At 72.8% G+C, this 21,384-nt stretch carries 18 protein-coding genes and 2 pseudogenes; 12 read left to right on the top strand and 8 right to left on the bottom strand.

The window, feature by feature from the left end; genetic code table 11:
- Positions 1-237 precede the first annotated feature (237 nt).
- Positions 238-522, top strand: a pseudogene (locus ACN28G_RS22500) (hypothetical protein); the annotation flags it as partial.
- 75 nt (positions 523-597) lie between these two features.
- Here the strand turns inward: ACN28G_RS22500 and mgtE are convergent.
- Positions 598-1,941, bottom strand: coding sequence for a magnesium transporter (mgtE, locus tag ACN28G_RS22495; protein ID WP_421480265.1), 1,344 nt, complete (start codon positions 1,939-1,941; stop codon positions 598-600).
- 113 nt (positions 1,942-2,054) lie between these two features.
- On the opposite strand from mgtE, the gene ACN28G_RS22490 reads away from it, so the two are divergent.
- A complete protein-coding gene (locus ACN28G_RS22490) occupies positions 2,055-3,362 on the top strand; it encodes a DUF2252 domain-containing protein (RefSeq protein WP_091444175.1) in 1,308 nt (435 codons plus the stop codon).
- A 58-nt stretch (positions 3,363-3,420) separates the two neighbouring features.
- On the opposite strand, the gene ACN28G_RS22485 is transcribed toward ACN28G_RS22490, so the two are convergent.
- The 3 genes from ACN28G_RS22485 to ACN28G_RS22475 all read right to left on the bottom strand — a co-directional run bounded on the left by ACN28G_RS22485 (position 3,421) and on the right by ACN28G_RS22475 (position 6,060).
- Positions 3,421-4,422, bottom strand: coding sequence for a hypothetical protein (locus ACN28G_RS22485; protein WP_091444172.1), 1,002 nt, complete (start codon positions 4,420-4,422; stop codon positions 3,421-3,423).
- Positions 4,419-4,952 (bottom strand): RNA polymerase sigma factor, encoded by a 534-nt coding sequence (locus ACN28G_RS22480; protein WP_091444167.1) that lies wholly within the window; start codon positions 4,950-4,952, stop codon positions 4,419-4,421. Before ACN28G_RS22480 ends, ACN28G_RS22485 begins: the two co-directional genes overlap by 4 nt.
- A gap of 61 nt (positions 4,953-5,013) precedes the next feature.
- Positions 5,014-6,060, bottom strand: coding sequence for a glucose 1-dehydrogenase (locus tag ACN28G_RS22475; RefSeq protein WP_175440657.1), 1,047 nt, complete (start codon positions 6,058-6,060; stop codon positions 5,014-5,016).
- Between the two features lie 114 nt (positions 6,061-6,174).
- Between ACN28G_RS22475 and ACN28G_RS22470 the strand changes: the two are divergent.
- Positions 6,175-6,774, top strand: a pseudogene (locus ACN28G_RS22470) (NADH-quinone oxidoreductase subunit C); the annotation flags it as partial.
- Between the two features lie 551 nt (positions 6,775-7,325).
- Positions 7,326-8,288 carry an NADH-quinone oxidoreductase subunit NuoH gene (nuoH, locus tag ACN28G_RS22465; RefSeq protein ID WP_091444161.1) on the top strand — a complete coding sequence of 321 codons (963 nt, stop codon included), beginning with the start codon at positions 7,326-7,328 and terminating at the stop codon, positions 8,286-8,288.
- A gap of 235 nt (positions 8,289-8,523) precedes the next feature.
- Here the strand turns inward: nuoH and ACN28G_RS22460 are convergent, their stop codons facing one another.
- The 3 genes from ACN28G_RS22460 to ACN28G_RS22450 all read right to left on the bottom strand — a co-directional run bounded on the left by ACN28G_RS22460 (position 8,524) and on the right by ACN28G_RS22450 (position 12,046).
- Positions 8,524-9,783: a S8 family peptidase gene (locus ACN28G_RS22460; protein WP_091444154.1), complete on the bottom strand. Its 1,260-nt coding sequence runs from the start codon at positions 9,781-9,783 to the stop codon at positions 8,524-8,526.
- Between the two features lie 245 nt (positions 9,784-10,028).
- Positions 10,029-11,072, bottom strand: a complete 1,044-nt coding sequence (locus ACN28G_RS22455) for a glutathione S-transferase family protein (RefSeq protein WP_091444152.1) — start codon at positions 11,070-11,072, stop codon at positions 10,029-10,031.
- A gap of 248 nt (positions 11,073-11,320) precedes the next feature.
- The gene (locus tag ACN28G_RS22450) at positions 11,321-12,046 is read right to left on the bottom strand and encodes a CPBP family intramembrane glutamic endopeptidase (protein WP_421480264.1); all 726 of its coding nucleotides are present in this window, start codon (positions 12,044-12,046) and stop codon (positions 11,321-11,323) included.
- Positions 12,047-12,107: 61 nt separating this feature from the next.
- Between ACN28G_RS22450 and ACN28G_RS22445 the strand changes: the two genes are divergently transcribed.
- On the top strand, positions 12,108-12,698 hold the full coding sequence (locus ACN28G_RS22445) for a TetR/AcrR family transcriptional regulator (RefSeq protein ID WP_421480263.1): 591 nt from the start codon (positions 12,108-12,110) through the stop codon (positions 12,696-12,698).
- 38 nt (positions 12,699-12,736) lie between these two features.
- Here ACN28G_RS22445 and ACN28G_RS22440 read toward each other — a convergent pair whose 3' ends face one another.
- The gene (locus ACN28G_RS22440) at positions 12,737-13,309 is read right to left on the bottom strand and encodes a Uma2 family endonuclease (protein WP_091444137.1); all 573 of its coding nucleotides are present in this window, start codon (positions 13,307-13,309) and stop codon (positions 12,737-12,739) included.
- Between the two features lie 119 nt (positions 13,310-13,428).
- On the opposite strand from ACN28G_RS22440, the gene ACN28G_RS22435 reads away from it, so the two are divergent.
- The 7 genes from ACN28G_RS22435 to htpX all read left to right on the top strand — a co-directional run bounded on the left by ACN28G_RS22435 (position 13,429) and on the right by htpX (position 21,163).
- Entirely contained in the window at positions 13,429-14,094 is a 666-nt protein-coding gene (locus tag ACN28G_RS22435) for a NuoI/complex I 23 kDa subunit family protein (RefSeq protein WP_421480262.1), read from the top strand.
- Entirely contained in the window at positions 14,091-14,600 is a 510-nt protein-coding gene (locus ACN28G_RS22430; protein ID WP_091444135.1) for an NADH-quinone oxidoreductase subunit J, read from the top strand. The genes ACN28G_RS22435 and ACN28G_RS22430 overlap by 4 nt, the downstream gene beginning before the upstream one ends.
- Positions 14,597-14,980 (top strand): NADH-quinone oxidoreductase subunit NuoK, encoded by a 384-nt coding sequence (nuoK, locus tag ACN28G_RS22425; protein WP_229688564.1) that lies wholly within the window; start codon positions 14,597-14,599, stop codon positions 14,978-14,980. The genes ACN28G_RS22430 and nuoK overlap by 4 nt, the downstream gene beginning before the upstream one ends.
- Positions 14,977-16,995 carry an NADH-quinone oxidoreductase subunit L gene (locus ACN28G_RS22420; protein WP_421480261.1) on the top strand — a complete coding sequence of 673 codons (2,019 nt, stop codon included), beginning with the start codon at positions 14,977-14,979 and terminating at the stop codon, positions 16,993-16,995. The genes nuoK and ACN28G_RS22420 overlap by 4 nt, the downstream gene beginning before the upstream one ends.
- Positions 16,996-17,134: 139 nt before the next feature.
- Positions 17,135-18,673 carry a complex I subunit 4 family protein gene (locus tag ACN28G_RS22415; RefSeq protein ID WP_421480260.1) on the top strand — a complete coding sequence of 513 codons (1,539 nt, stop codon included), beginning with the start codon at positions 17,135-17,137 and terminating at the stop codon, positions 18,671-18,673.
- A 16-nt stretch (positions 18,674-18,689) separates the two neighbouring features.
- Entirely contained in the window at positions 18,690-20,195 is a 1,506-nt protein-coding gene (locus ACN28G_RS22410; protein WP_091444131.1) for an NADH-quinone oxidoreductase subunit N, read from the top strand.
- A gap of 92 nt (positions 20,196-20,287) precedes the next feature.
- Positions 20,288-21,163, top strand: a complete 876-nt coding sequence (htpX, locus tag ACN28G_RS22405; RefSeq protein ID WP_421480259.1) for a zinc metalloprotease HtpX — start codon at positions 20,288-20,290, stop codon at positions 21,161-21,163.
- Positions 21,164-21,384: the final 221 nt, after the last annotated feature.

Here is a 21,384-nt window from a genome sequence, read left to right as displayed (position 1 = left end):
TGACGCGTGACCGGATCTGCGTGACGCTGTGTTGATGCGAATCGTCCGAAAGTCACTACTCGTACCCCTTGGTCCGGTGCATCGCCGGACGTGGCGATCGTGGTGGCGGCGCTGCTCGTGCGGGCTGCGGGCACCCTGTCCGGACCGGTTCAGCTCCCCGGACCGGTGCTACCTCCCGGTCGGCCGGCCTGCCCCGGGTTGGCTCCGGAAGCGCAGCCGCTGGTGACGGAGCGGGCGATCAAGGGCGGAGACGTGCTGCACCTGACCCGGGCGGCGAGCGTGCAGTTCGTCCGACCGATCGTGGTGCGGGTGATCCGGCAGCTGACCGACCGGCACACGTACCACGGTTGGACCTGGATCGAGGCGTACCAGTTGAACGTCGAGGGTGAGGCGGTCGCCAAGCGTGAGTTGTACGTGTTGCGGGCGGGGTTGCGGTGGCTCAGCCCTGGCCCGCCGGCAACCGTGGCCCGCCGCCTCCCGGCCCGGAGTGCGCCGCTCGCGCGGACGCCGGCCCGTGATGGCGCTCAGGTGTCGGCCCGTGATGGCGCTCAGGTGCCGGCGCGGGGTGGTGTCCGGGTGCCGAGGTGACGTCGACGGTCAGAGGGCGAGGACGGCCTGGGCGACGAGGAAGTAGATGATCAGTCCGGTGGCGTCGACCAGGGTGGTGAGCATCGGGGCGGAGACCACGGCCGGGTCGATGCGCAGGCGCTTGGCGAGCATCGGCATGGTCGCGCCGACGGTGGCCGCCCAGGCGCAGATGACCACCAGGGAGAGGCCGACGACCAGGGCGACGTCGCCGCCGACGAGGACGGTGCCGAGGGTGAGCCCGACCAGGGCGAGCAGGCCGCCGAGCAGCAGACCGACCCGGGCCTCCCGCCAGATCACCGCCGGCAGGTCCGAGCCGCGCAGCTCGCCCACGGCCAGCGCCCGTACGGCGGAGGTGGCGGCCTGCGCGCCGGCGTTGCCGCCGGTACCGACCAGCAGCGGAATGAACAAGGCCAGCGCGGTGACCGACTCCAGGGTGCTCTCGAAGACCTGGAGCACGTTGACCGTCAACACCGAGGCGACGATGAGCAGCAGCAGCCACGGGGCACGGGACCGGGCCAGCCGCCACACGCTCACCGACCTGTAGTGACCGGGCCACGGTCCGGACGCGGCCTGGCGGGTCACGTCCTCGGTGTCGGCGGCCTCGATGACCTCCACCGCGTCGTCGATGGTGAGCAGCCCGACCAGCCGGTCCTCGCTGTCCACGACGGGCAGCGCCAGGGCGTTGGTCTCGCGCATCAGCCGGGCGGCCTGCTCGGCCGGTTCGGTCGCGTACACCCGGGGCACGTCGGTGTCGACCAGCTCGGCGACCGGACGGTCGGCCGGGCTGAGCACGATCTCGCGGAGGCCGGTCACCCCGACCAGGCAGCGGCCCGGGTCGACCACCGGCAGGGTGTAGATGGTCTCGGCCGCCGCGCCCGTCTCGCGTACCAGGTGCAACGCCTGACCGGCGGTGAGCCGGCCCGGCAGCGCCACCACCTCCGGGGCCATGATCTGCCCGACCGAGCCGGCCGGGTAGCCCAGCAGCGTGGCGGTCAGCTCCCGCTCGTGCGCCGACAGGCCGGCCAGCACCCGCTGGGCGACCTTCGCCGGGGCCTCGCGCAGCATCCGGGCCCGGTCGTCCGGGTCCATCGCCTCGACCAGGTCGTGGAACGCCTGGTCCCGCAGCCCGGCGAGGATGGCCTGCTGGTCGACCGGCTCCAGCTCCTCGAAGACGGCCAGCGCCCGATCCTTGTCCAACAGCCGGAACGGCACGCCGGCCGAGGCCCGGTCGAGCCGGGCCAGCTCGTCGGCGATCACATGCGGCGGGTACGCGTCGAGCCAGCGTCGCACCCCGGCCAGGTCGTGGCGGTCCAGCAGCCCGCGTAGGTTCTCCTCGGTGCTGGCAGCGGACACGACGAAGCAACCCCTTTCTGGCGAATCTCTGGCGAAGCGGACGGCGATCCTATCCGGCCGGGCTGAGTGGTGGCCTCATCGAGCCGGTGGCGGGCAGGGGTTAGCGTGCGGCCATGAACCAGACTGCGGACCAACGCTCCGCCCACCTTGTCGACGTGCTCATCGAGGAGTTCGGCACGTCCATGGCGCTCGACCCGGCGGCGTTCCGCCGCAAATTCCGGAAGATGGCCGCCTCACCGTTCGCCTTCTACCGGGGTAGTGCCGCGCTCTTCTACGCCGACCAGCTCGGTGACTTCGCCGACGACCGGTTCCTCGACGAGCAGACCAGCCGGGTGTGGATCCACGGCGACCTGCACGCGGAGAACTTCGGCACGTACATGAACGCCTCCGGGCGGTTGGTCTTCAACGTCAACGACTTCGACGAGGCCTACGTCGGGCCGTTCACCTGGGACCTGAAGCGGCTCGCCGCCAGCGTCGCCCTGATCGGGTACGCCAAAGCCCTCTCCGACCAGGTGATCAGCGACCTGGTCACCGGGCTGGCCGAGGCGTACCTGACCGAGCTGCGGGGCATCGTCAACGGCGGGGACGACGCGATCGGCTCGATCACCCTGGACAACGCCGACGGGGTGCTGCGCCGGGTGCTCCAGCAGGCCCGGCTGAACACCCGGGTCGACCTGCTGAAGCAGCAGACCACCATCGACAACTACGAACGCCGGTTCACCGTCCGGGACGGCATCTACGAGATCGACGCGGCGACCCGGGAGAAGGTCTGCGCCGCCTTCCAGGCGTACCTGGGCACCCTGCCCGAGTCCAGCGCGGCACTGCGGCCGGTCGCGGCGCAGATCAAGGACGTGGTGCTACGCAAGGGGGTGGGCATCGGCTCGGCCGGGCTGCCGTCGTACAACCTGCTGCTGGAGGGGCACACCGAGGCCCTGGAGAACGACGTCGTCATCTACATGAAGCAGGCCCAGGTGCCGGCGGTGGCCCGGCACATCCACGACGAACGGGTCCGGGGCTACTTCCGGCACCAGGGGCACCGCACCGCCGAGTCGCAGCGGGCCCTGCAGGCGCACGCCGACCCGTGGCTGGGCTACACCGAGCTGGACGGGGCCGGACAACTCGTCGCCGAGGTCTCCCCGTACGCCGCCGACCTGGACTGGGCCGACGTCAACGAACCGGAGGAACTGGCCGGGGTGCTGGCCGACCTGGGCCGGGCGGTGGCCCGGATGCACTCGGTCGCCGACGACGAGTCCAGCCACGACCTGGTCGACTACTCCACCGAGGAGGCGATCGTGGCGGCGGTCGAGGCCGACGAGCCGGGCTTCGTCACCCACCTGGTGGAGTTCGCCCACGCGTACGGCCTGCGCGCCCGCGAGGACCACCAGCTCTTCGTGGACGCCTTCCGCAACGGCAAACTCTAGGTGTAAGGAAGGGCCCCCTCTTAACGCTTTCGGTAGAGAAGGGGCCCCTTCTCACGGTTCAGCCGAGCACGTCGGTGCGTCCCCGTTCGAGGTACCGGGTCGACCAGGTCACGGCGCCGGTAGCGTCCGCCCCGCTGCCGTCGGCCAACAGTTCACCGGTGTGCGGGTCGAAGAGCAGATACTCGCGGCCCTGGTAACCAGGGCTCGGTCGGGGGCCGCGGCCCCGGTCAGCCGAGACCACGACGCCGGGGCGGCCCTCCGGATCCGTCTGCTCACCCCGGCACACCACGCCGTCAGTGGTGGCGAGGAACCTCAACACAGCCCTCCGGTGCGCGGCGTCCAGGATCCGTTCCCGGTTCAGGTCGGCGACGCCGACGAGTGCGTGCGACGGGCCGTTGTCCCGTGGCTGGTACAACGCCTGATCGAACGCGTCCGGGTCGGCGGCGGGCAGTGGGAGCAGGGCGACCTCGCCCGGACTGAGTACCGTCGTTGTCGTCCCGGTCCGGGGCCGCAGACCCGGATTCGCCGAGAAGAACTGCTGCGACTCCTCGTCCGGGTACGCCAGGGCACCCCGGACCTCGTGCACCCGTCCGGACCCGTCCTCCGCGAGCCACCGGGTGGTCTCCTCCGGATACCGCGCGGAGGCGAACCGGCCACCACCGCCTGGCAGCTCCATCGACATCCCGCTCGACCTTGCCAGGTGCAGGTACTCGTACCGTCCCGACGTGCCGTCGTACCGGGTGGCCTGCAACCTGTCGGCGATCGTCACCAGGCAGGGCGCCGGAACCGCCGTGGGCTCCGGCAGCATGCCGGGCGTGCCCGGGGTGAGCGAAACGACAGGCGGTCGCAGGGCGGCGAACACCGCTGCCGCGACCAGGACAAGGGCAAACGCCCCGAGCGGTACGAGCCGAGACGGCCGCCACCGGGCCGGCGCGACCGGAGCGTACGAGGTGACGTCGGTACGGGCGCGATCCAGCAGCGCCTCCACGTCACCCGGTCCCACGTCGACCCCACGTGCCGGGTCGGCATCCGCCAGCATCTCCGGTATCCGCCGGTTCATCGCACCGCTCCCAGATCACCCGTGATCGTCGATGCCTGTTCGGGTCGATCCCGTAACAGGGCCTTGAGTCGTCGTCTGGCCCGGTGCAACCGCACCTTGGCCGTGGTCGGGTGGCAGCCCAGGACCAGGGCTGCCTCGCCTGGCGACAGTTGCTCCCACCCCACCAGGCGAAGAATCTCCTGATCGTCGTCGGAGAGCCGGCCCAGCGCCGAGCGGACATCCATCAGCCGTACGACACCGTCCTGCCGGTCCAACGCGACCCGCTCGGTCAGCTCGGCCACCGGTGGCGCGACACGCTGGGCCCGCCAGTGGTTGGCCAACAGGCGGCGGGCCACCCCGTACAGCCAGGGCAACGCCGGGAGCGGTACCTCCCAGCGCCGGCGCCAGGTCACCAGGAAGACCTCCTGGGCGAGTTCCTCGGCCGCTGCCATGCCGTCGAGTCGACGCAGGCCGTATCGGACGACGTCCGGAAAATGCAGCGCGTAGAGCCCGCGGAACCAGTCTGTCCCCCGGTCGTTGACGTCCTTCATACCCTTGTCTATGTCGGGAGGACGCCGTCGGTTACCGACGAGGCGGGTATTCCCGGCGCGGTCAGCGGGCGAACTCCAGGGCCACCTTGATGTCGTCCGGCCCCTGCTGGTACGCCTCGGCGAAGCGGCTCACCGGCACCCGCCGGGTGATCAGCGAGGCCAACCAGCCCTGGTCGGCGCGGGCCAGGGCGGCGGCGGCCAGGTCCCAGTGCCGCCGGTTGGCGTTCACCGAGCCGAAGACCACGTTGTTCTCCAGCACCAGGGCCCGGTTGAGCGCGCCCGCGTCGAAGTCGATGGTCCGGCCGCCGCTGGACACCCCGGTCAGGCAGACGATCCCGGTCGGCGCGGCCTTGCACATGGCCTCCAGCACCACCACCGGCGCGCCGGTGCACTCGACCACCACGTCCGGCTCGAAGTCGAGCTGGTTGACCGGCTCGTTGTGGTAGGTGGCGCCGAGCGCCGCGCTGAGCTCCGGCTTCGGACCGGAGGCCGCCAGATCGAGCATGTGTACGTCGAGACCCCGCTGGCTGGCCAGCAACGCGGCCAGCAGGCCGATCGGTCCGGCCCCGGTGACCAGTACGCTGCGCGGCTGCCACTCCGCCCGCGCGCCGATCCGGTCGATGTGGTCCCAGGCCTTCGCCACCACGCTGGCCGGTTCCAGCAGCATGCCGACCTCGGCGAGGGTCGGATCCAACCCGACGGCGTACCGGGGCTGCACCCGCCAGCGTTCCCGGGCGAAACCGGGCAGCGCCTTGATCCCGTGCTCGGTGTACCGGCCGTTGCGGCACATGTCCCACTCGCCGACCGCGCAGTTCGGGCAGGGCACCGGGTCGGGATGCCGGACGATGCCGGCGACCAGGTCACCCGGTTGCAGGGTGCCGGTCGGGTCCTCCAGTACCCGGCCCAGCGACTCGTGCCCGAGGACCAGGTCACGCTCGCCGGGCGGGGCCTCGCCGTACGCTCCCTCGATGATCTCGTGGTCGGTGCCGCAGACCCCGACGGCCAACGCCTGCACCAGGATCGCGCCCTCGTCGCTGCTCGGTTCGGGATGATCGTCGACGAGACGCAGCGATCCGGGGACTCCTGGGGTGACGGTCACGGCCTGCACGCCCTGGATTCTTCCCGCCCTCGCCCCGGATACGCCGCTTTTGCCGATTCCGATTCGGCTTTCCGCCGGGACGTGTGCCGCGACCCGGGGCCGCGCGGGCCATAGGATCGGCGCATGACTCCGGAAGAGGTCGGCCAGCGGGTGGTGGCGCTCCTCGCGCCCGTCGAGGCCACCGCCACTGTCTCCGGCGGTCAGGGGTACGCCCGCGCGACGGTGGACGTACCGCTGACGAGCTGGCGGGACGCGGTGCGGGCGGCTCGCTCCGACGCCGAGCTGGGCTGCGACTTCTTCGACTGGTTGTCGGCGGTGGACGAGCTGGCCGGCGGCTTCGACGTGGTGGTCCACCTCTGGTCGACCCGGCTGCGGCACGGGGTGCTGCTGCGTACCCGGGTACCCCGGGACGCCCCCACGGTGGCCTCGGTGGTCGACATCTTCCCCGGCGCGGCCTGGCACGAGCGGGAGACGCACGAGATGTTCGGCCTCGACTTCGCCGGCCACGACGGGCTGAAGCCGCTGCTGCTGCCGCCCGGGTTCGAGGGGCATCCGCTGCGCAAGGAGTTCGTGCTGGCCTCCCGGGTGGCCAAGCCGTGGCCCGGCGCCAAGGAGCCCGGCGAGTCCCAGGCCGGCGGCGGCCGTCGTCCGATCCGGCCGCCGGGCGTACCGGCACCGGGGGAGTGGGGCACGGTCCCCACCCCGGCGGGGGCGGCCGGCGCGGGCGAGGGCCCGCGCGGCGGCACCCCCGCCCGCCCCGCCCGCGAGCGTCCGGCCCGCCCGGCCCCGGGCGACCGTCCGGAGCGTCCGGCCTCGGGCGAGCGTCCGGCTCCGGGCGAGCGTCCGGCCCGCCCGGCTCCGGGCGATCGTGCGGAGCGTCCGGCCTCGGGCGAGCGTCCGGCTCCGGGCGAGCGTCTGGCCCGCCCGGCTCCGGGCGATCGTGCGGAGCGTCCGGCCTCGGGCGAGCGTCCGGCTCCGGGCGAGCGTCTGGCCCGCCCGGCTCCGGGCGATCGTGCGGAGCGTCCGGCCTCGGGCGAGCGTCCGGCTCCGGGCGAGCGTCTGGCCCGCCCGGCTCCGGGCGATCGTGCGGAGCGTCCGGCCTCGGGCGAGCGTCCGGCTCCCGGCGAGCGTCTGGCCCGCCCGGCCTCGGGCGAGCGTCCGGCTCCGGGCGAGCGTCCGGCCGGAGGGGAACGTCCGGCGCGGCCGGCCGGAGAAGAACCACCCGCCCGTCGGCCCCCGACCGGACGTCCGGCTGACGACGGGGGTACTGACTGATGCCGGCCTGGTTGGAGCTGCTGATCCGGGTGGTCGGCGTGCTGGTCGCCTTCCTCACCCTGCCGCTGCTGGTCGGGCAGGCCGAGCACAAGGTGATGGCGCACATGCAGGGTCGGCTCGGCCCGATGTACGCCGGTGGCTTCCACGGCTGGGCTCAGTTGATCGCCGACGGGGTCAAGTTCGTGCAGAAGGAGGACCTGACTCCCCGGGAGGCCGACCGGGCGGTGTTCCGGCTCGCGCCGGTGGTCGCGCTGGTGCCGTACCTGCTGGTGTTGTTGGTGATCCCGCTCGGGCCGGGCGGTCTGGTCGGGCAGCCGCTGGACGTGGGTCTGTTCTTCGTGCTGGCCGTGGTGGGCATCGGCGTGCTCGCGGTGTTGATGTCCGCCTGGGCCTCGGCCAACAAGTACAGCCTGCTGGGCGGGTTGCGGGGGGCGGCGCAGCTGCTCGGCTACGAGCTGCCCCTGGTGCTGGCCGCCGCGTCGGTGGCGATGGCGGCCGGCACGTTGAGTCTCTCCGGGATCGTCGAGGCGTGGCAGCCCTGGTGGCTGCTCTGGCAGGCCCCCGCGATGATCGTGTTCTTCGTCGCCGGGCTGGCCGAGATCCGGCGTCCCCCGTTCGACATGCCGGTAGCCGACTCCGAGCTGGTCTTCGGCTACATGACCGAGTACAGCGGGCTGCGGTTCGCCTTCTTCCTGCTCGCCGAGTACGTCGGGATCGTGGTGATCGCCGCGTTGACCACGGTGCTCTTCCTCGGTGGCTGGCAGGGGCCGTTCGCCGACGCCCAGCTCGGCTGGCTCTGGACGCTGCTGAAGGTCTTCGCCGTCTCCTTCGTGATCATCTGGCTGCGGGTGTCGTACCCGCGGCTGCGTGAGGACCAGTTGCAGCGGCTCTGCTGGCTGGTGCTGGTGCCGGCCGCCCTCGCCCAGCTCGTCCTCACCGCCGCCGTCCGCCTCGCCCTGTAAGGAAGGGCCCCCTGTTAACGCTTCCGGTATAGAGGGGAACCTTTCTCACGCCGGCAGCGGGTCGCGCGACCGGCAGCGGGCGGATGGCAGCGGGCGGGTGGCCTGACCGAGGTGGCTTCCCTCGGCCAGGCCACACCGTGCCGTGCGCTGAGGCGGTGCCGTGTGCTGAGGCGGTGCCCGTTAGGCGTTAGAAGGGTCCCCTTCTATACCGAAAGCGTTAACAGGGGGCCCTTCCTTACAAGCTAGGGGCGGCGTAGAGGAGGCGGTTGGGGGAGCCGGGGCCCGGGTTGATCACCACGCCGGTGGTCGCGGCGGCGATCAGGGCGGACTTGGCCGTCGCCAGCGTGGCCGTCGGGTTCGACTGCCGGTAGCGGGCCAGCCAGCCGGTGACATGCGGGGCGGCCATCGAGGTGCCGCCCCAGCCGGCGGCGACCGCGGTGTTCGAGGCGATGCCGGCGGAGGTGATGTCCACCCCGGGGGCGAAGACGTCGACGCAGCTGCCGTAGCTGGAGAACGAGGCCCGGTTGTCGGTGCTGTCGGTCGCCGCCACGGTGATGCCGCGCGTCGACCGGGGGCCGTTGGTGCAGGCGTCGGTGTTGAAGTTGTTGGCGATGAAGACCGGGTAGACGCCCGAGTCGATCAGGTTCTCGACGGCCACGCTCGGGGCGGTGCCGTAGCCCTGGAGGCTGAAGTTGGCCACCGAGACCGCGGCGTGGTTGGCGGCGACCCAGTCGAGGCCCTCGATGAGGTCGGTGGTCCAGCCGGAGTTGTCGCACTGCAGGACCCGGACCGCCCGGATCGTCACCGCCTTGGCCACCCCGTACGTGGTGCCGCCGATGGTGCCGGCGACGTGCGTACCGTGCCCGTGGCAGTCGTTGGTGCCGTTGCCGTCACCGACCGCGTCGTACGCCCCGGCGGCTCGGGTGCCGAAGTCGACGTGGGTGGCGCGGATGCCGGAGTCGAAGACGTAGGCGGTGACGCCGCTGCCGGTGGTGGTGTACCCGAAGCTGTTGTTCAGCGGCAGGTAGTGCTGGTCGATGCGGTCCAGCCCCCAGGACGGCGGGTTCGGCTGCACCGCCTGGGGGGTCGACACCCGGTTGACCGGACCACCCCGGACGACCGTGTCCGGCTCGACGTACGCCACCGCCGGGTCGTTGCGGACCGCTGCGAGAGCGGCCGGGGGCAGGTGGGCGGCGTACCCGTCGAGGACCTGGGTGTAGCGGTTGAGTACCGTGCCGCCGGCGGCCTCGGCCACCGTGATCGACCGGGCGGCCTGGCTGGATCGGGCGGTGTCGGCGGGCTTCTCGGAGAGCACCACGACGTACCGGTCCGGCGCGGCCGGCGCACCGGCGGCCAGCAGCGGGGCGGGCGTGGCCCGACCCGGCTCCGCGGTGCCCGGCACCGCGTTCGCGGGAGCGGTGGTGGCGACGAGTACGCCGGTGAGAAACCCGGCGAGTACGCCCAGACGTGCGGTTCTGCTACCCAGCTTGCGCAAGGCTCGATCCTCCTCAGGGAGTCCACAATGGACAGACCGATCCGACTCCGGCGGTGGGTCACCGGGCCGGACCCCCTAAGTCGACCAGGTTCGATTGACGGCCGTGTTAACTATTGAACACGCAAGGTGAATGTGTGATGGCTCTCAGTGGTCGCCCCGGCTGGCGGTGCCGCGTGGTTAGGAAGGGCCCCTTCCTATACAAAAAGCGTTAGGAAGGGGCCCTTCCTTGCATTCGGGGTGGGGGGTCAGGCGAGTGGGGTGTGTGCGGGGGGGACCTGCTCGGCCGGGGCGGGTGGCGGCGGGGGAGTGCCGTCGCCGAAGGGCCGGCCGCCGAGCGCCTCGCGCCCGTGCGGGCTGAGCCAGTTGACCAGGTCGGGGCCGAGCGGCACGATCCCGGTCGGGTTGATGTCCCGGTGCACCTCGTAGTAGTGCCGCTTGATGTGGTCGAAGTCGATGGTGTCGCCGAAGCCGGGGGTGGCGAAGAGGTCCCGCGCGTACGCCCACAGCACCGGCATCTCGCTCAGCTTCTGCCGGTTGCACTTGAAGTGGCCGTGGTAGACCGGATCGAAGCGGACCAGCGTGGTGAAGAGCCGGACGTCGGCCTCGGTGATGGTGTCGCCGACCAGGTACCGCTGCTCGGTGAGTCGGTCGCTGAGCCAGTCCAGCCGCTCGAAGAGCCGCCGGTACGCCTTCTCGTACGCCTCCTGGCTGCCGGCGAACCCGCACCGGTACACGCCGTTGTTGACGTCGGCGAAGACCACCTTGTTTACCTCGTCGATCTCGGCCCGCAGGTGCTCCGGGTAGAGCTGCGGCGCGCCCTGGCGGTGGTACGCGGTCCACTCGGTGGAGAGGTCCAGGGTCATCTGCGCGTAGTCGTTGGTGACCACCTGCCCGGTCGGCACGTCGACGATGGCCGGCACGGTGATCCCCCGGTCGTAGTCGGGGAACCGGGCGTAGAACGCCTCGCCCAGCCGCTCGATGCCGAGCACCGGGTCCCGCCCGTCCGGGTCCAGGTCGAAGGTCCAGCTCCGGGCGTCGTGGGTCGGCCCGGCCACCGCCATCGGCAGCGCCTCCTCCAGGCCGAGCAACCGCCGTACGATGATCATGCGGTTGGCCCAGGGGCAGGCCCGGCTGACCACCAGCCGGTACCGGTCGGGCTCCACCGGGTACCCGTCCCGCCCGTCGGCGGTGATCCGGGTGGCGATGTACCGCTGGTCTCGGGTGAACTCGCCGCCCGGCTCGACGTACTTGCCGCCGGTCTGCGTCGCCGCGCCGTTGCTCTCCGCCATTGCGTCGTCCTCCACCGTTGCAGGTCCAGTCGGTCCCATCATGTCCGATCCCTTACCCAGCGACCCGGCAACGCCCACCGCGACCTCGGCCACGCCCCCGCCGACCCGGCACCGGCCGGCCCGCTCAGGCCGCGGCGCGGGCTCAGGCCGCGCGGTACGGGCTCAGGCCGCGCGGTGCTGCAGGCTCGGGCCGCTCAGGCCAGGGTTCACCGCGCGGTACGGGCAGCGGACGGCGGGAAGGCCGGGGCTCAGGCGACCTGGGCGGCGAAGGCGAGCACGATGAGGGTCCCGTTGCTCACCGTGTGGGCGAGGATCGGCACCCAGAGGTTGCGGTAGCGGTGCAGCAGCCAGGCGAAGAGCAGGCCGGCGAAGAGCGCGCTGATGGTGTTGAAGACCCGGGGCAGGTGCATCACCGCGAAGAAGCCGGCGGAGATCCCGATCGCGGCCAGCGCCGGGAGCCGGGCGGCCAGGCCCTGGAAGAAGACGCCCCGGTAGAGCACCTCCTCGTAGATCGGGGAGGCGATGGCGCCGAAGAAGAAGGCGAAGGTGAACTGGGCGAGCAGGCTGCCGGGCGGGTAGCCGCCCTCGCCGCCGCCGTCCGCGGTGAGCGCCGCCGGCAGTGCCAGGAGCAGGCCGAGGGTGAGCGCGGCCTTGGCCAGCCCCCACCAGGTCGCGGCGCGCAGGTTGCCGGCGGTGGGCCGGGTCAGCAGCAGCGGCCGGCGGATCTCGCCGAAGCGGTGGTACGTCACGGCGAGGCCGACCAGCAGTTGGACCCCGTTGATCAGCAGCCAGGCGAGGCCGCTGGCGAGCAGTTCGGAGGCGCCCAGGGCGGCCGGGCCCCGGGCGAGGAAGTTCGCCACCGGGGCGTTGGCCAGACCGAAGCCGACCGCGAGCACGATCGCCAGATCGGGCCAGGTGAACCGGGCGAAGCCGGGGGTCGTAGCGGGGCTTTTCGGGGCAAGGTCGGCGGTCATGGCGAGGAGATTAGTCGCTTGACCTATATCGGTCAAGCGACCGATCACGTACGATCATGACATGCCGAAGGTCGTGGACCACGAGGAGCGTCGGAGCCGACTCGGGGCGGCCGCCTGCGCCGTGCTGAGCCGTACCGGCGTGGCCGGCACCACCGTCCGGGCCGTCGCGGGCGAGGCGGGGATGCCGCTGGCGACGGCCCAGCACTACCTGCCGACCCGGGAGCTGATGGTCCGGGCCGCCATGGCGTACCTGGTCGACCGGGTGGTCCGGCGGGCCCGGGCGCTGCCCACCGGGCCGAGCGCGCTGGAGACCCTGCGGCTGGCCGTGGTCCAGCTCGTCCCGCTGGACGAGGAGCGGATCTTCGAGTCGCGGGTCTGGCTGATGCTGACCGCCGAGGCGCTGATCGACGAGCAGATCGCGGCCATCATGCGGGAGAACGCCGTCGAGCTACGCGCCAACCTCGCCCGCCTGATCGACCTGGCCCGCGCCGACGGCAGCATCGCCGCCGACGTCGACGTGCCGCAGGCCGCCGGGGAGCTGGCCACCGTGCTGGACGGGGTGACGCTACGGCTGCTCTACGCCGCGCTCAGCCCGGCCGAGGCCCGCGCCGAGATCGACACCCACCTCACCCGGCTGGCCGCCCGCCGCTGAGACCTTGGCCGCCCACCGCCGGGGCGCCGGCAGTGGGCTCAGAGGTACCGGGGGGTGAGCCGGGCGATGGACAGGTTCACCGGGAACGGCTCCCCGGTGTCGACGAACTTCGTCCACCGGCCGGTTTCGGCGTAGACCTCGGCCACCGGGTCGAGCCGGTGCGTGTGCACCACCAGCTCGCCGCTCTCGGTCTCGATCCGCCAGTAGAACGGGATGCCGGCCTGGGCGTAGAGGGTGGGCTTCAGCACCCGGTCGATCGAGCGGGTGCTCGGTGACACGATCTCCACGGCGAGCACCACCTCGTGCGGCTCGTACCGGGCCGGGCGACGCTGGGCCGCCGTCGCCGTGGTGACCAGGACGTCCGGGATGAAGCAGCGGGAACGGTTGATCCGTACCTCGACCCCCTGGGTCACCTGGTAGTCGTCGGGGCTCTCCGACTCCAGCGCGACGCCGAGTCGCATGGCGATGGTCTGGTGGGCGGCGGTGGGGGAGGGGGACACGAGCAGCACTCCATCGAGCAGTTCCCGGCGACGCCCGTCGTCGGGCAGGGCGTCGAGGTCGTCCGTCGTCCACCCGCCCTCGGGCGGCTCGCTGGACAGCGCGGCGGTCATCGACGGTCACTCCTCACAGCGGTCACGTCCGGTGCGTCGTTCTCCCCACCGGTACGGTACCGCCGCGAAGAGTCGGGTGGTGGTCGCGCGCGCCGGGCACACAGGGCAGGATGGTCGACATGAGCGAGCACGGTGACCGCAGTGAGCGCAGCCTGCCCGGCGAACGTAGCGAGCGCAGCCTGCCCGGCGCCGGCCTGGCGAAGGGACTGGCGGTCACCCTCAAGACGATGACCCGCCGCTCGACCACCCAGCAGTACCCGGACGTGGCCCCCGAGCTGCCACCCCGCTCCCGGGGGGTGATCGCGTTGTCCGAGGAGAACTGCACGGTCTGCATGCTCTGCGCCCGGGAGTGTCCGGACTGGTGCATCTACATCGACTCGCACAAGGAGGAGGTGGCGGTGCCCGGCGCCGCCCGCCCCCGGCAGCGCAACGTGCTCGACCGCTTCGACATCGACTTCTCGCTCTGCATGTACTGCGGCATCTGCATCGAGGTCTGCCCCTTCGACGCGCTCTACTGGTCACCCGAGTTCGAGTACGCCGAGTACGACATCAAGGACCTGCTGCACGACAAGGACCACCTGGGCGAGTGGATGGCCACCGTGCCACCGCCGCCCGCGCACGACCGCAACGGCGAGCCGGCCAAGGAGGAGACCGCCGCCGCGCGCAAGGCCGCCGCCCCCACCGCGCCCCCCGCCCGCCCCACCGCCCCCCGAGGTACGCCCCCAGCCCGCCCGGCGACGTCCGGTCAGGAGGGTCCGGGTCCGGACGAGGGCACCGCCCCGTGACCGGGGTGGACGTGCTACTGCTGGCCCTCGGCGCGGTGGCCGTCGGTGCCGGCGCGCTGGTGGTGGGGACCAGCCACCTGGTCCGGGCCGGCCTGTACCTGGTGGTCTGCCTCGGCGCGGTGGCCGGGATCTTCCTGGTCCTCGGCGCGGAGCTGGTCGCCTGGGTGCAGGTGCTGATCTACGTCGGCGCGGTGGTGGTGCTGCTGCTCTTCGCGGTGATGCTCACCCGGGCCCCGATCGGCGCCTCCGACGACCTGGACCGGCCGGGCTGGCCGGCCGCGCTGATCGGCGGCGGCAGTGGACTCGGGCTCACCGTGCTGATGGTCGACGCGTACCGGTGGTCGACCGTGGACCTGCCCGAGGCGGGTACCGCCGAACGGCTCGGCGACCAGATCTTCCGCAGCTGGGTACTCCCCTTCGAGGTGCTCTCGGTGCTGTTGCTGTCCGCCCTGATCGGGGCGATCGTGCTGTCCCGCCCGGACATCGGTCGGGGGCGGCGACGGTGAGGCCGGTCATCCCGTACGTAACCGCGGCGCTCCTGTTCGGTCTGGGCGTCTACGGCGTACTGCGCCGCCGTAACGCCGTGCTGGTGCTGATGGCCGTCGAGCTGATGCTGAACGCGGTCAACCTGGTCCTGATCACCGCGGACACCACCGTCCGGGCCACGCTGCCGCAGAGCGGTCAGGTCTTCGCGCTCTTCGTGATCGTGCTCGCCGCCGCCGAGATCGGGGTGGGGCTGGCCATCGTGCTCCAGTTCTACCGGCTGCGGGCCAGCGTCGCGGTGGACGAGGTGCCGCTGACCGAGGGCCCTGAGCTGGAGGCCACCGCACACTCGACCGAGGCGGCCACGAGCGGCACCGGCACGCACGGGGAGGCTGACCGGTGAACGGACTGCTCGGGGCGCTGCTGCCGGCCGTACCCCTGGTCGCCGGGTTGGCGGGGTTGCTCCTGCCGCCCGCGTCGCGCGTCGCGACCGGCGCGGCGGGGTCTGCACGCGGCGCGGCTGGCTCGTCGCCGGGTCCGGCCGGCGGCGCGGCGGCGCGCGGCGAGGGGCCGGCGCGGCCGGTGGCGATCGGGCTGGGGGTGGCCGGCGCGGCCGGTGCCCTCGCCGTCGCTCTCGCCCTGCTGGTCGGCCTGGACGGCCCGACCGAGACCAGCACCACCTGGCTGGAGCTGGGCGGCCTGACGATCACCCTCGGGGTACGCCTGGACGGTGCCGCCGCGCTGGTCGCGGTGGCGGTGGCCGCCGTCGCCCTGGCCGTGCAGGTCTACTCGGTCGGCTACCTGCGGTCGGGGCCCGCCGACGACGGCGAGGTCGACCACCGGTACCCGCCGTACGCCGCGCAGATCAGCCTCTTCACCGCCGCCATGCTGACCGTGGTGGTCGCCGGGGACCTGGTCATGCTGCTGGTCGGCTGGGAGGTGATGGGCATCTGCTCGTACCTGCTCATCGCCCACGACCGCCGGCTGCCCGAGGCCCCGGCCGCCGCGATGAAGGCGTTCCTGGTCACCCGGGTCGGCGACGTCGGTTTCCTGCTCGGCATCGCGCTGCTCGGGGTGAGCGCCGGCAGTTTCCGGATCGCCGACGTGCTCGCCCACTCGCACAGCACCACCACGCTCACCGCCGCCTGCCTGCTGCTGCTGGCCGGGGTGGCCGGCAAGAGCGCCCAGTTCCCGCTGCACACCTGGCTGCCGGACGCGATGGCCGGCCCGACCCCGATCTCCGCGTTGATCCACGCCGCCACCATGGTCGCCGCCGGGGTGTACGCGCTCACCCGGCTCTGGCCGCTCTTCGCGGCCAGCCCGACCGCGCTGGTCGTGCTCGGCGTGATGGCCTCGGTGACCCTGCTGCTCGGCGCGTTCGCGGCCACCGCCCAGGACGACCTCAAGCGGGTACTCGCCTGGTCGACGGTCTCCCAGCTCGGCTACATGACCGGAGCCCTCGCCGTCGGCTCACCCCCGGCGGCGCTGTTCCACCTGCTCACCCACGCCGCGTTCAAGGCGCTGCTGTTCCTGGCCGCCGGGGTGGTGATCCACGCGCTGGGCACCGCGTCGATGTCCCGGATGGGCGGGCTGCGCCGCAGCATGCCGGTGACCTTCTGGTGCACCCTGGTCGGGCTGGGCGCGCTGGCCGGCGTGCCCCCGCTGGCCGGCTTCTGGAGTAAGGACGGCGTGCTCGCGGTGGCCCAGACCGCCGCGCTGGACGGCACCGGCCCCGCGCAGGGCTGGGTGGCGTGGCTGGTCTGGCTGGCCGGGCTGCTCGGGGTGGTGGTCACCGCCTGGTACGCCACCCGGCTGCTGCTGCGGGTCTTCTTCGGCGAGCTGCGGGATCCGCTGCTGCACCCGCACGACCCGCCGGCGGTGTTGCGTTGGCCGGTGCTGCTGCTGACGGTGCCCTCCGCGCTGCTCGGGCTGGCCGCGTTCTGGCCGGCCTTCGCCGACCGGCTGTTCACCCCGGCCACCGCTGACGCCGCCGGCACCTCCGCTTCCGCCTCAGCCTCCGCCGGGGAGCTGGTCCACCTCGGGCCGGCGTTGCTGCTGCCGACCGTGCTCCTGCTGGTAGGGGCCGGGCTGGCCTGGGCCGGCTGGCGCGGCGACCCGGCCGCCGACCCGGCCCGCGCCCTCGGTCCGCTGGGGTCGCTCTTCGCCGCCGGCTTCCGCCTCGACGACCTCCAACAGACCCTGGTGGTACGCCCGGTCCGGGCGCTCGCCCGACTGGCCCGTACCGCCGATCTGGTGGTGGTCGACGGCGCGGTGGAGGGCACCGGACGGGGTGCCCGGGGCCTGGGCGGCGGCCTGGCCCAACTGCACCGCGCCGCGCTGCCCCGGGCCGCCGCCGGCGTCCTGGCCGGCGCGCTGCTGCTCGGCCTGGCCGCCATCGTGATCGGCGGACTGACATGACCACCGCGAACGCGTCACCGCGCCGGGTCGGCCGGGGCCGGCCGGTCCGGTGCCGACCGGCCGGGCGCGGTCCGGTCCAGTGCCGGGCCGGCCGGCGACCAACTGGCCGGGTCGGCCGGTCGCGAGCCGAGGAGACCGGATGAGGATCGGGGAGTTGCTGCTGGTCGCGGTCCTGGCGGTGCCGGCCCTCGGCGCGGTGGTGGTCGCCGCGTGGCCCCGGGACCGGGCGGCCCGCCTGGTCGGTACGGTCTTCGCCGGCCTGACCCTGCTCGCGGCGGTGCTGCTGGCCACCGGGGAGCGGACCTGGACGGCCTGGGCCGCCGACGCCCCGGCGGTACGCCCCTGGCACCAGCTCGACCTGCCCTGGGTGCCCGGCCTGGAGCTGCGGTTCCACCTCGGCGTGGACGGCATCTCCTGGCCCCTGGTGGTGCTGACCGCCCTGCTCACCCTGCTCTGCTGCGGGTACACCGTCTGGAAGGTGCCGGCCGGTGGCAGCGGCCGGGCGTTGGTGGCGCTGTTGCTGGTGGTCGAGGTGGGCATCCTGGGCACCTTCCTCGCCCTGGACCTGGTGCTCTTCTTCCTCTTCTTCGAGGTCGTCCTGCTGCCGATGTACGCGATCATCGTCGGCTGGGGCGGCAGCGCCACCGGGGACGGCCGGTCGGCCCGGGACGCGGCCCGGGCGGCGGGTCGCAAGTTCGCCCTCTACACCCTCTTCGGCTCGGTGCTCCTGCTGGTCGGGGTCTACCTCGTGGTCACCGCCGCCGGCACCGCCGACCTGGTCACGCTCACCGGCGGCGACGGGCTGTCCCGGGGCACCCAGCTGGCCGCGTTCATCCTGCTCGGGCTGGCCTTCGCGGTGAAGAGCCCACTCTGGCCGCTGCACTCGTGGCTGCCCGACGCGCACACCCAGGCACCCACCGTCGGCAGCGTCGTGCTCGCCGGGGTACTGCTCAAGATGGGCACGTACGGCCTGATCCGGGTCGCGGTGGGAGTCGCCCCGGAGGGCGCCCGGCAGGTCGCCCCGGTGCTCGGGGTGCTGGCGGTGGCCGCCATCCTGATCGGGGCCCTGATCTGCATGGCCCAGGACGAGTTGAAGCGGCTGATCGCGTACTCCAGCGTCGGGCACATGGGCTTCGTGCTGCTCGGGATCGCCACGCTCACCGCCACCGGCATCCAGGCGGCGCTGATCGGCAACATCGCCCACGGGGTGCTCACCGCGCTGCTGTTCTTCCTGGCCGGGGCGGTCAAGGACCGTACCGGCACCGGATCGTTGGCGCAGCTGTCCGGGCTGCGCGACGCCGCGCCCCGGCTGGCCGGGCTGCTCGGCTTCGCCGCCGTCGCCTCGCTCGGCCTGCCCGGCCTGGCCGGCTTCTGGGGGGAGGCACTGGCGGTGATCGCCGCCGTACAGCGGGGTGGGGCGTTCTGGATCACCCTCGGCGTGCTCGCGGCGGTCGGCGGGGCGCTGACCGCGGCGTACCTGCTGCGGTTGTTGCGCCGGGTCACCCACGGCCGACCCAGCCCGGCGGTGGGTGCGCTGGAGCCCCGCCTGGCCGGTGCGGAACTGACCGCCTGGACGCCGCTGGTGCTGCTCGCCCTGGCCATCGGCCTGGCCCCCACCCTGGTCCTCGGCGTGGCCGCCGCCCCGGTGACCGCCCTCGTCGAGGTGCTCGCACCATAAGGTGGAGGAGTAGATCATGAGTGTGGTGCAGAGCATCGACCACGTGGCGTTGCTGCCGGCGTACCTGGCGGCCGGTACGGCGGTGCTGGTGCTCCTGGCCGACCTGCTGGTGTCGCGGGACCGGGTGACGGTGGCGGTGGCCGCCCTCGGGGCGGTCGGCACGGTGCTCGCCGCCGTCGTGGTGGGCGTCGGCGAGCCCCGGCGGACGTTCTGCGTGGGCACCGACTGCTCCTGGGTGATGAACGACCGGGCGGCCCTGGTGGCCGGGGTGTTCGCCCTGCTCACCCTCGGTGTGCTGGGGCTCTCCGGGCCACTGCTGCGGGCCGGCCGGTCGCCGACGGGGGAGTACACCTTCCTGCTGGCCGCCTCGATGACCGGCGGGGTGGTGCTCGGCGCGGCCGGCGACCTGATCACCCTGATCGTGGCGGTGGAGACGCTCACCCTGCCGATCTACGTCCTGGTCGGGCTGCGGCGGGGCAGCCTGGCCAGCGCCGAGGCGGCGGTCACCTTCTTCGTGGTCAGCGTGGTGGCCACCACGCTCACCCTGCTCGGCGCGGCGCTGCTCTACGCGGTCACCGGTGGACTGCACCTGGACCGGCTCGGCGCGGTCTTCGCCGAGCGCCCGGAGCTGACCGAGCTGCCGTTGGCCACCGCCGCGGTGACGCTGGTGGTGCTCGGGCTGGCCTTCAAGGTGGCCGCGGTGCCGTTCCACGCCTGGGCGCCGGCCACCTACGACGGCGCGTCGGTGCCGGTGGCCGCGTACCTCTCCACCGCCTCGAAGCTGGGCGGCGTGGTGGCCCTGCTCGCCGTGGTCCAGTACGCGCTGCCGGCGACCGTCACCGGGCCGGTGCTGGCTCTGCTCGCGGTGCTGACGATGACCGTCGGCAACCTGGTGGCGCTGCGCCAACGCCGGACGGTCCGGCTGCTCGCCTGGTCGTCGGTGGCCCAGGCCGGCTACATCCTGGCCCCGCTCGGGGCGCTCGCGCTGACCACCGGCCGCACCGGGGAGGCCGCCGCGGTGGCGTACGCGGCAGCGGTGGCGTACGCGGTCTTCTTCGTGCTGTTGGAGTTCGGCGCGTTCGCGGCGCTGGTGGCGCTGCGCCCGGCGGGCGCGGACGGCGGCACGGTGCGGGACCTGCGGGGTGCCGCCCGCCGGCATCCGTGGGTCGCGGCGGCGTTCGGGCTGGCGTTGGTCGGGCTGGCCGGGCTGCCGCCGGGGCTGGCCGGCCTCTTCGCCAAGGTGACCGTGGTCCGGTCGTTGCTGACCGGCGGCTCGGCCGCGCTGGCCGTGGTGGTGGCGCTGAACGCGGTGATCGGCCTGGCGTACTACCTGCGCCTGACCGCCACCCTGTACGCCCCCGCCGCGTCGGCTCCTGTGACCGCCTCGGGCGACGATCACGCTGGGTTGTCGTCGGGGCGGCCGGCGGCCTCGGTGCTGGCCGCGCTGGCGGTGGCGACGGTCCTGGCCGTGCTGGTCGGCCTGGCTCCCCAACTGGTGCTGGAGCTCACCGCTCTCAGGTAACTCACAGTCATTAGACGGACTGTTGTGGGGTACCGGTCTGTTGCACCGGTCAGCGGTATCGAGCGTCCGATCCGTGCACCGAAGGAGTGATCGTGCACCACAACCGTCTGAAGACCGCCGCCCTGCTGGGCCTGCTCACCTCGCTGATCCTGGCGGTGGGCTACTGGTTCGGCGGCAGTGGCGGACTGGTCGTCGCCGTCGCCGTCTCGCTGGTGATGAACGGCGTCACCTACTTCTTCTCCGACAAGCTCGCGCTGCGCTCGATGCGGGCGCAACCGGTGAGCGAGGCGCAGTTCCCCGAGCTGTACCGGATGGTGCGGGAGCTGGCCACCGAGGCCAACCAGCCGATGCCCCGGCTCTACCTGAGCCCCACCGCGCAGCCCAACGCCTTCGCCACCGGCCGCAACCCGCAGAACGCCGCGGTCTGCGTCACCCAGGGGATCACCGAGATCCTCGACTACCGCGAGCTGCGCGGCGTGATCGGCCACGAGCTGTCGCACGTCTACAACCGGGACATCCTGATCTCCAGCGTCGCCGCCGGCCTGGCCGGCATCATCACCATGCTGGCGAACCTGGCCCTGTTCATCCCCCTGGGCGGCCGCAACGAGAACGGCCCCAACCCGCTGGTGCTGCTGGTCACCATCATCCTCGGCCCGCTGGCCGCCACGGTGATCCAGCTGGCGATCAGCCGCAGCCGGGAGTTCCAGGCGGACGCCTCCGGCGCCGAACTGACCCGTGACCCGTTGGCCCTGGCCAGCGCGCTTCGCAAGATCCACGCGGGTACCCAACTGCGGCCGCTGCCCGCCGAGGGCCAGCTGACCAGCACCGCCCACCTGATGATCGACAACCCGTTCAAGAAGGGTGGTGGGATGGCCGCCATGTTCGCCACCCACCCGCCGATGGAGGAGCGGGTACGCCGCCTGGAGCAGATGGCAGCCAACAGCGGGCCGGTCCGCTTCCAGCGCTGACCAGCTCCTGCGCCGGTCCAGCGCTGATCGGCTACCGCGCCAGTCCAGCCTCCAGCGCTGGTCCGGACGGTGCCCCGCGGCGACCGACCGACCAACCGTCCTCCGCCCGCGTCCGGCCCGGGCCGGACGCGGGCGGAGTGTGTGTGAGCGAGAAAACCATGTCGCCCGACGCCACCCCGGCGTTAGGGTCGTACGGTCTTTCGCTCATTACCAGGGGGTCC

This window comes from Micromonospora sp. WMMA1923 (assembly GCF_049179195.1).
Taxonomy (GTDB): domain Bacteria; phylum Actinomycetota; class Actinomycetes; order Mycobacteriales; family Micromonosporaceae; genus Micromonospora; species Micromonospora yangpuensis.
Note: the sequence above shows the minus strand (reverse complement) of the source record. Positions and strands in the feature narration are given on the sequence as shown.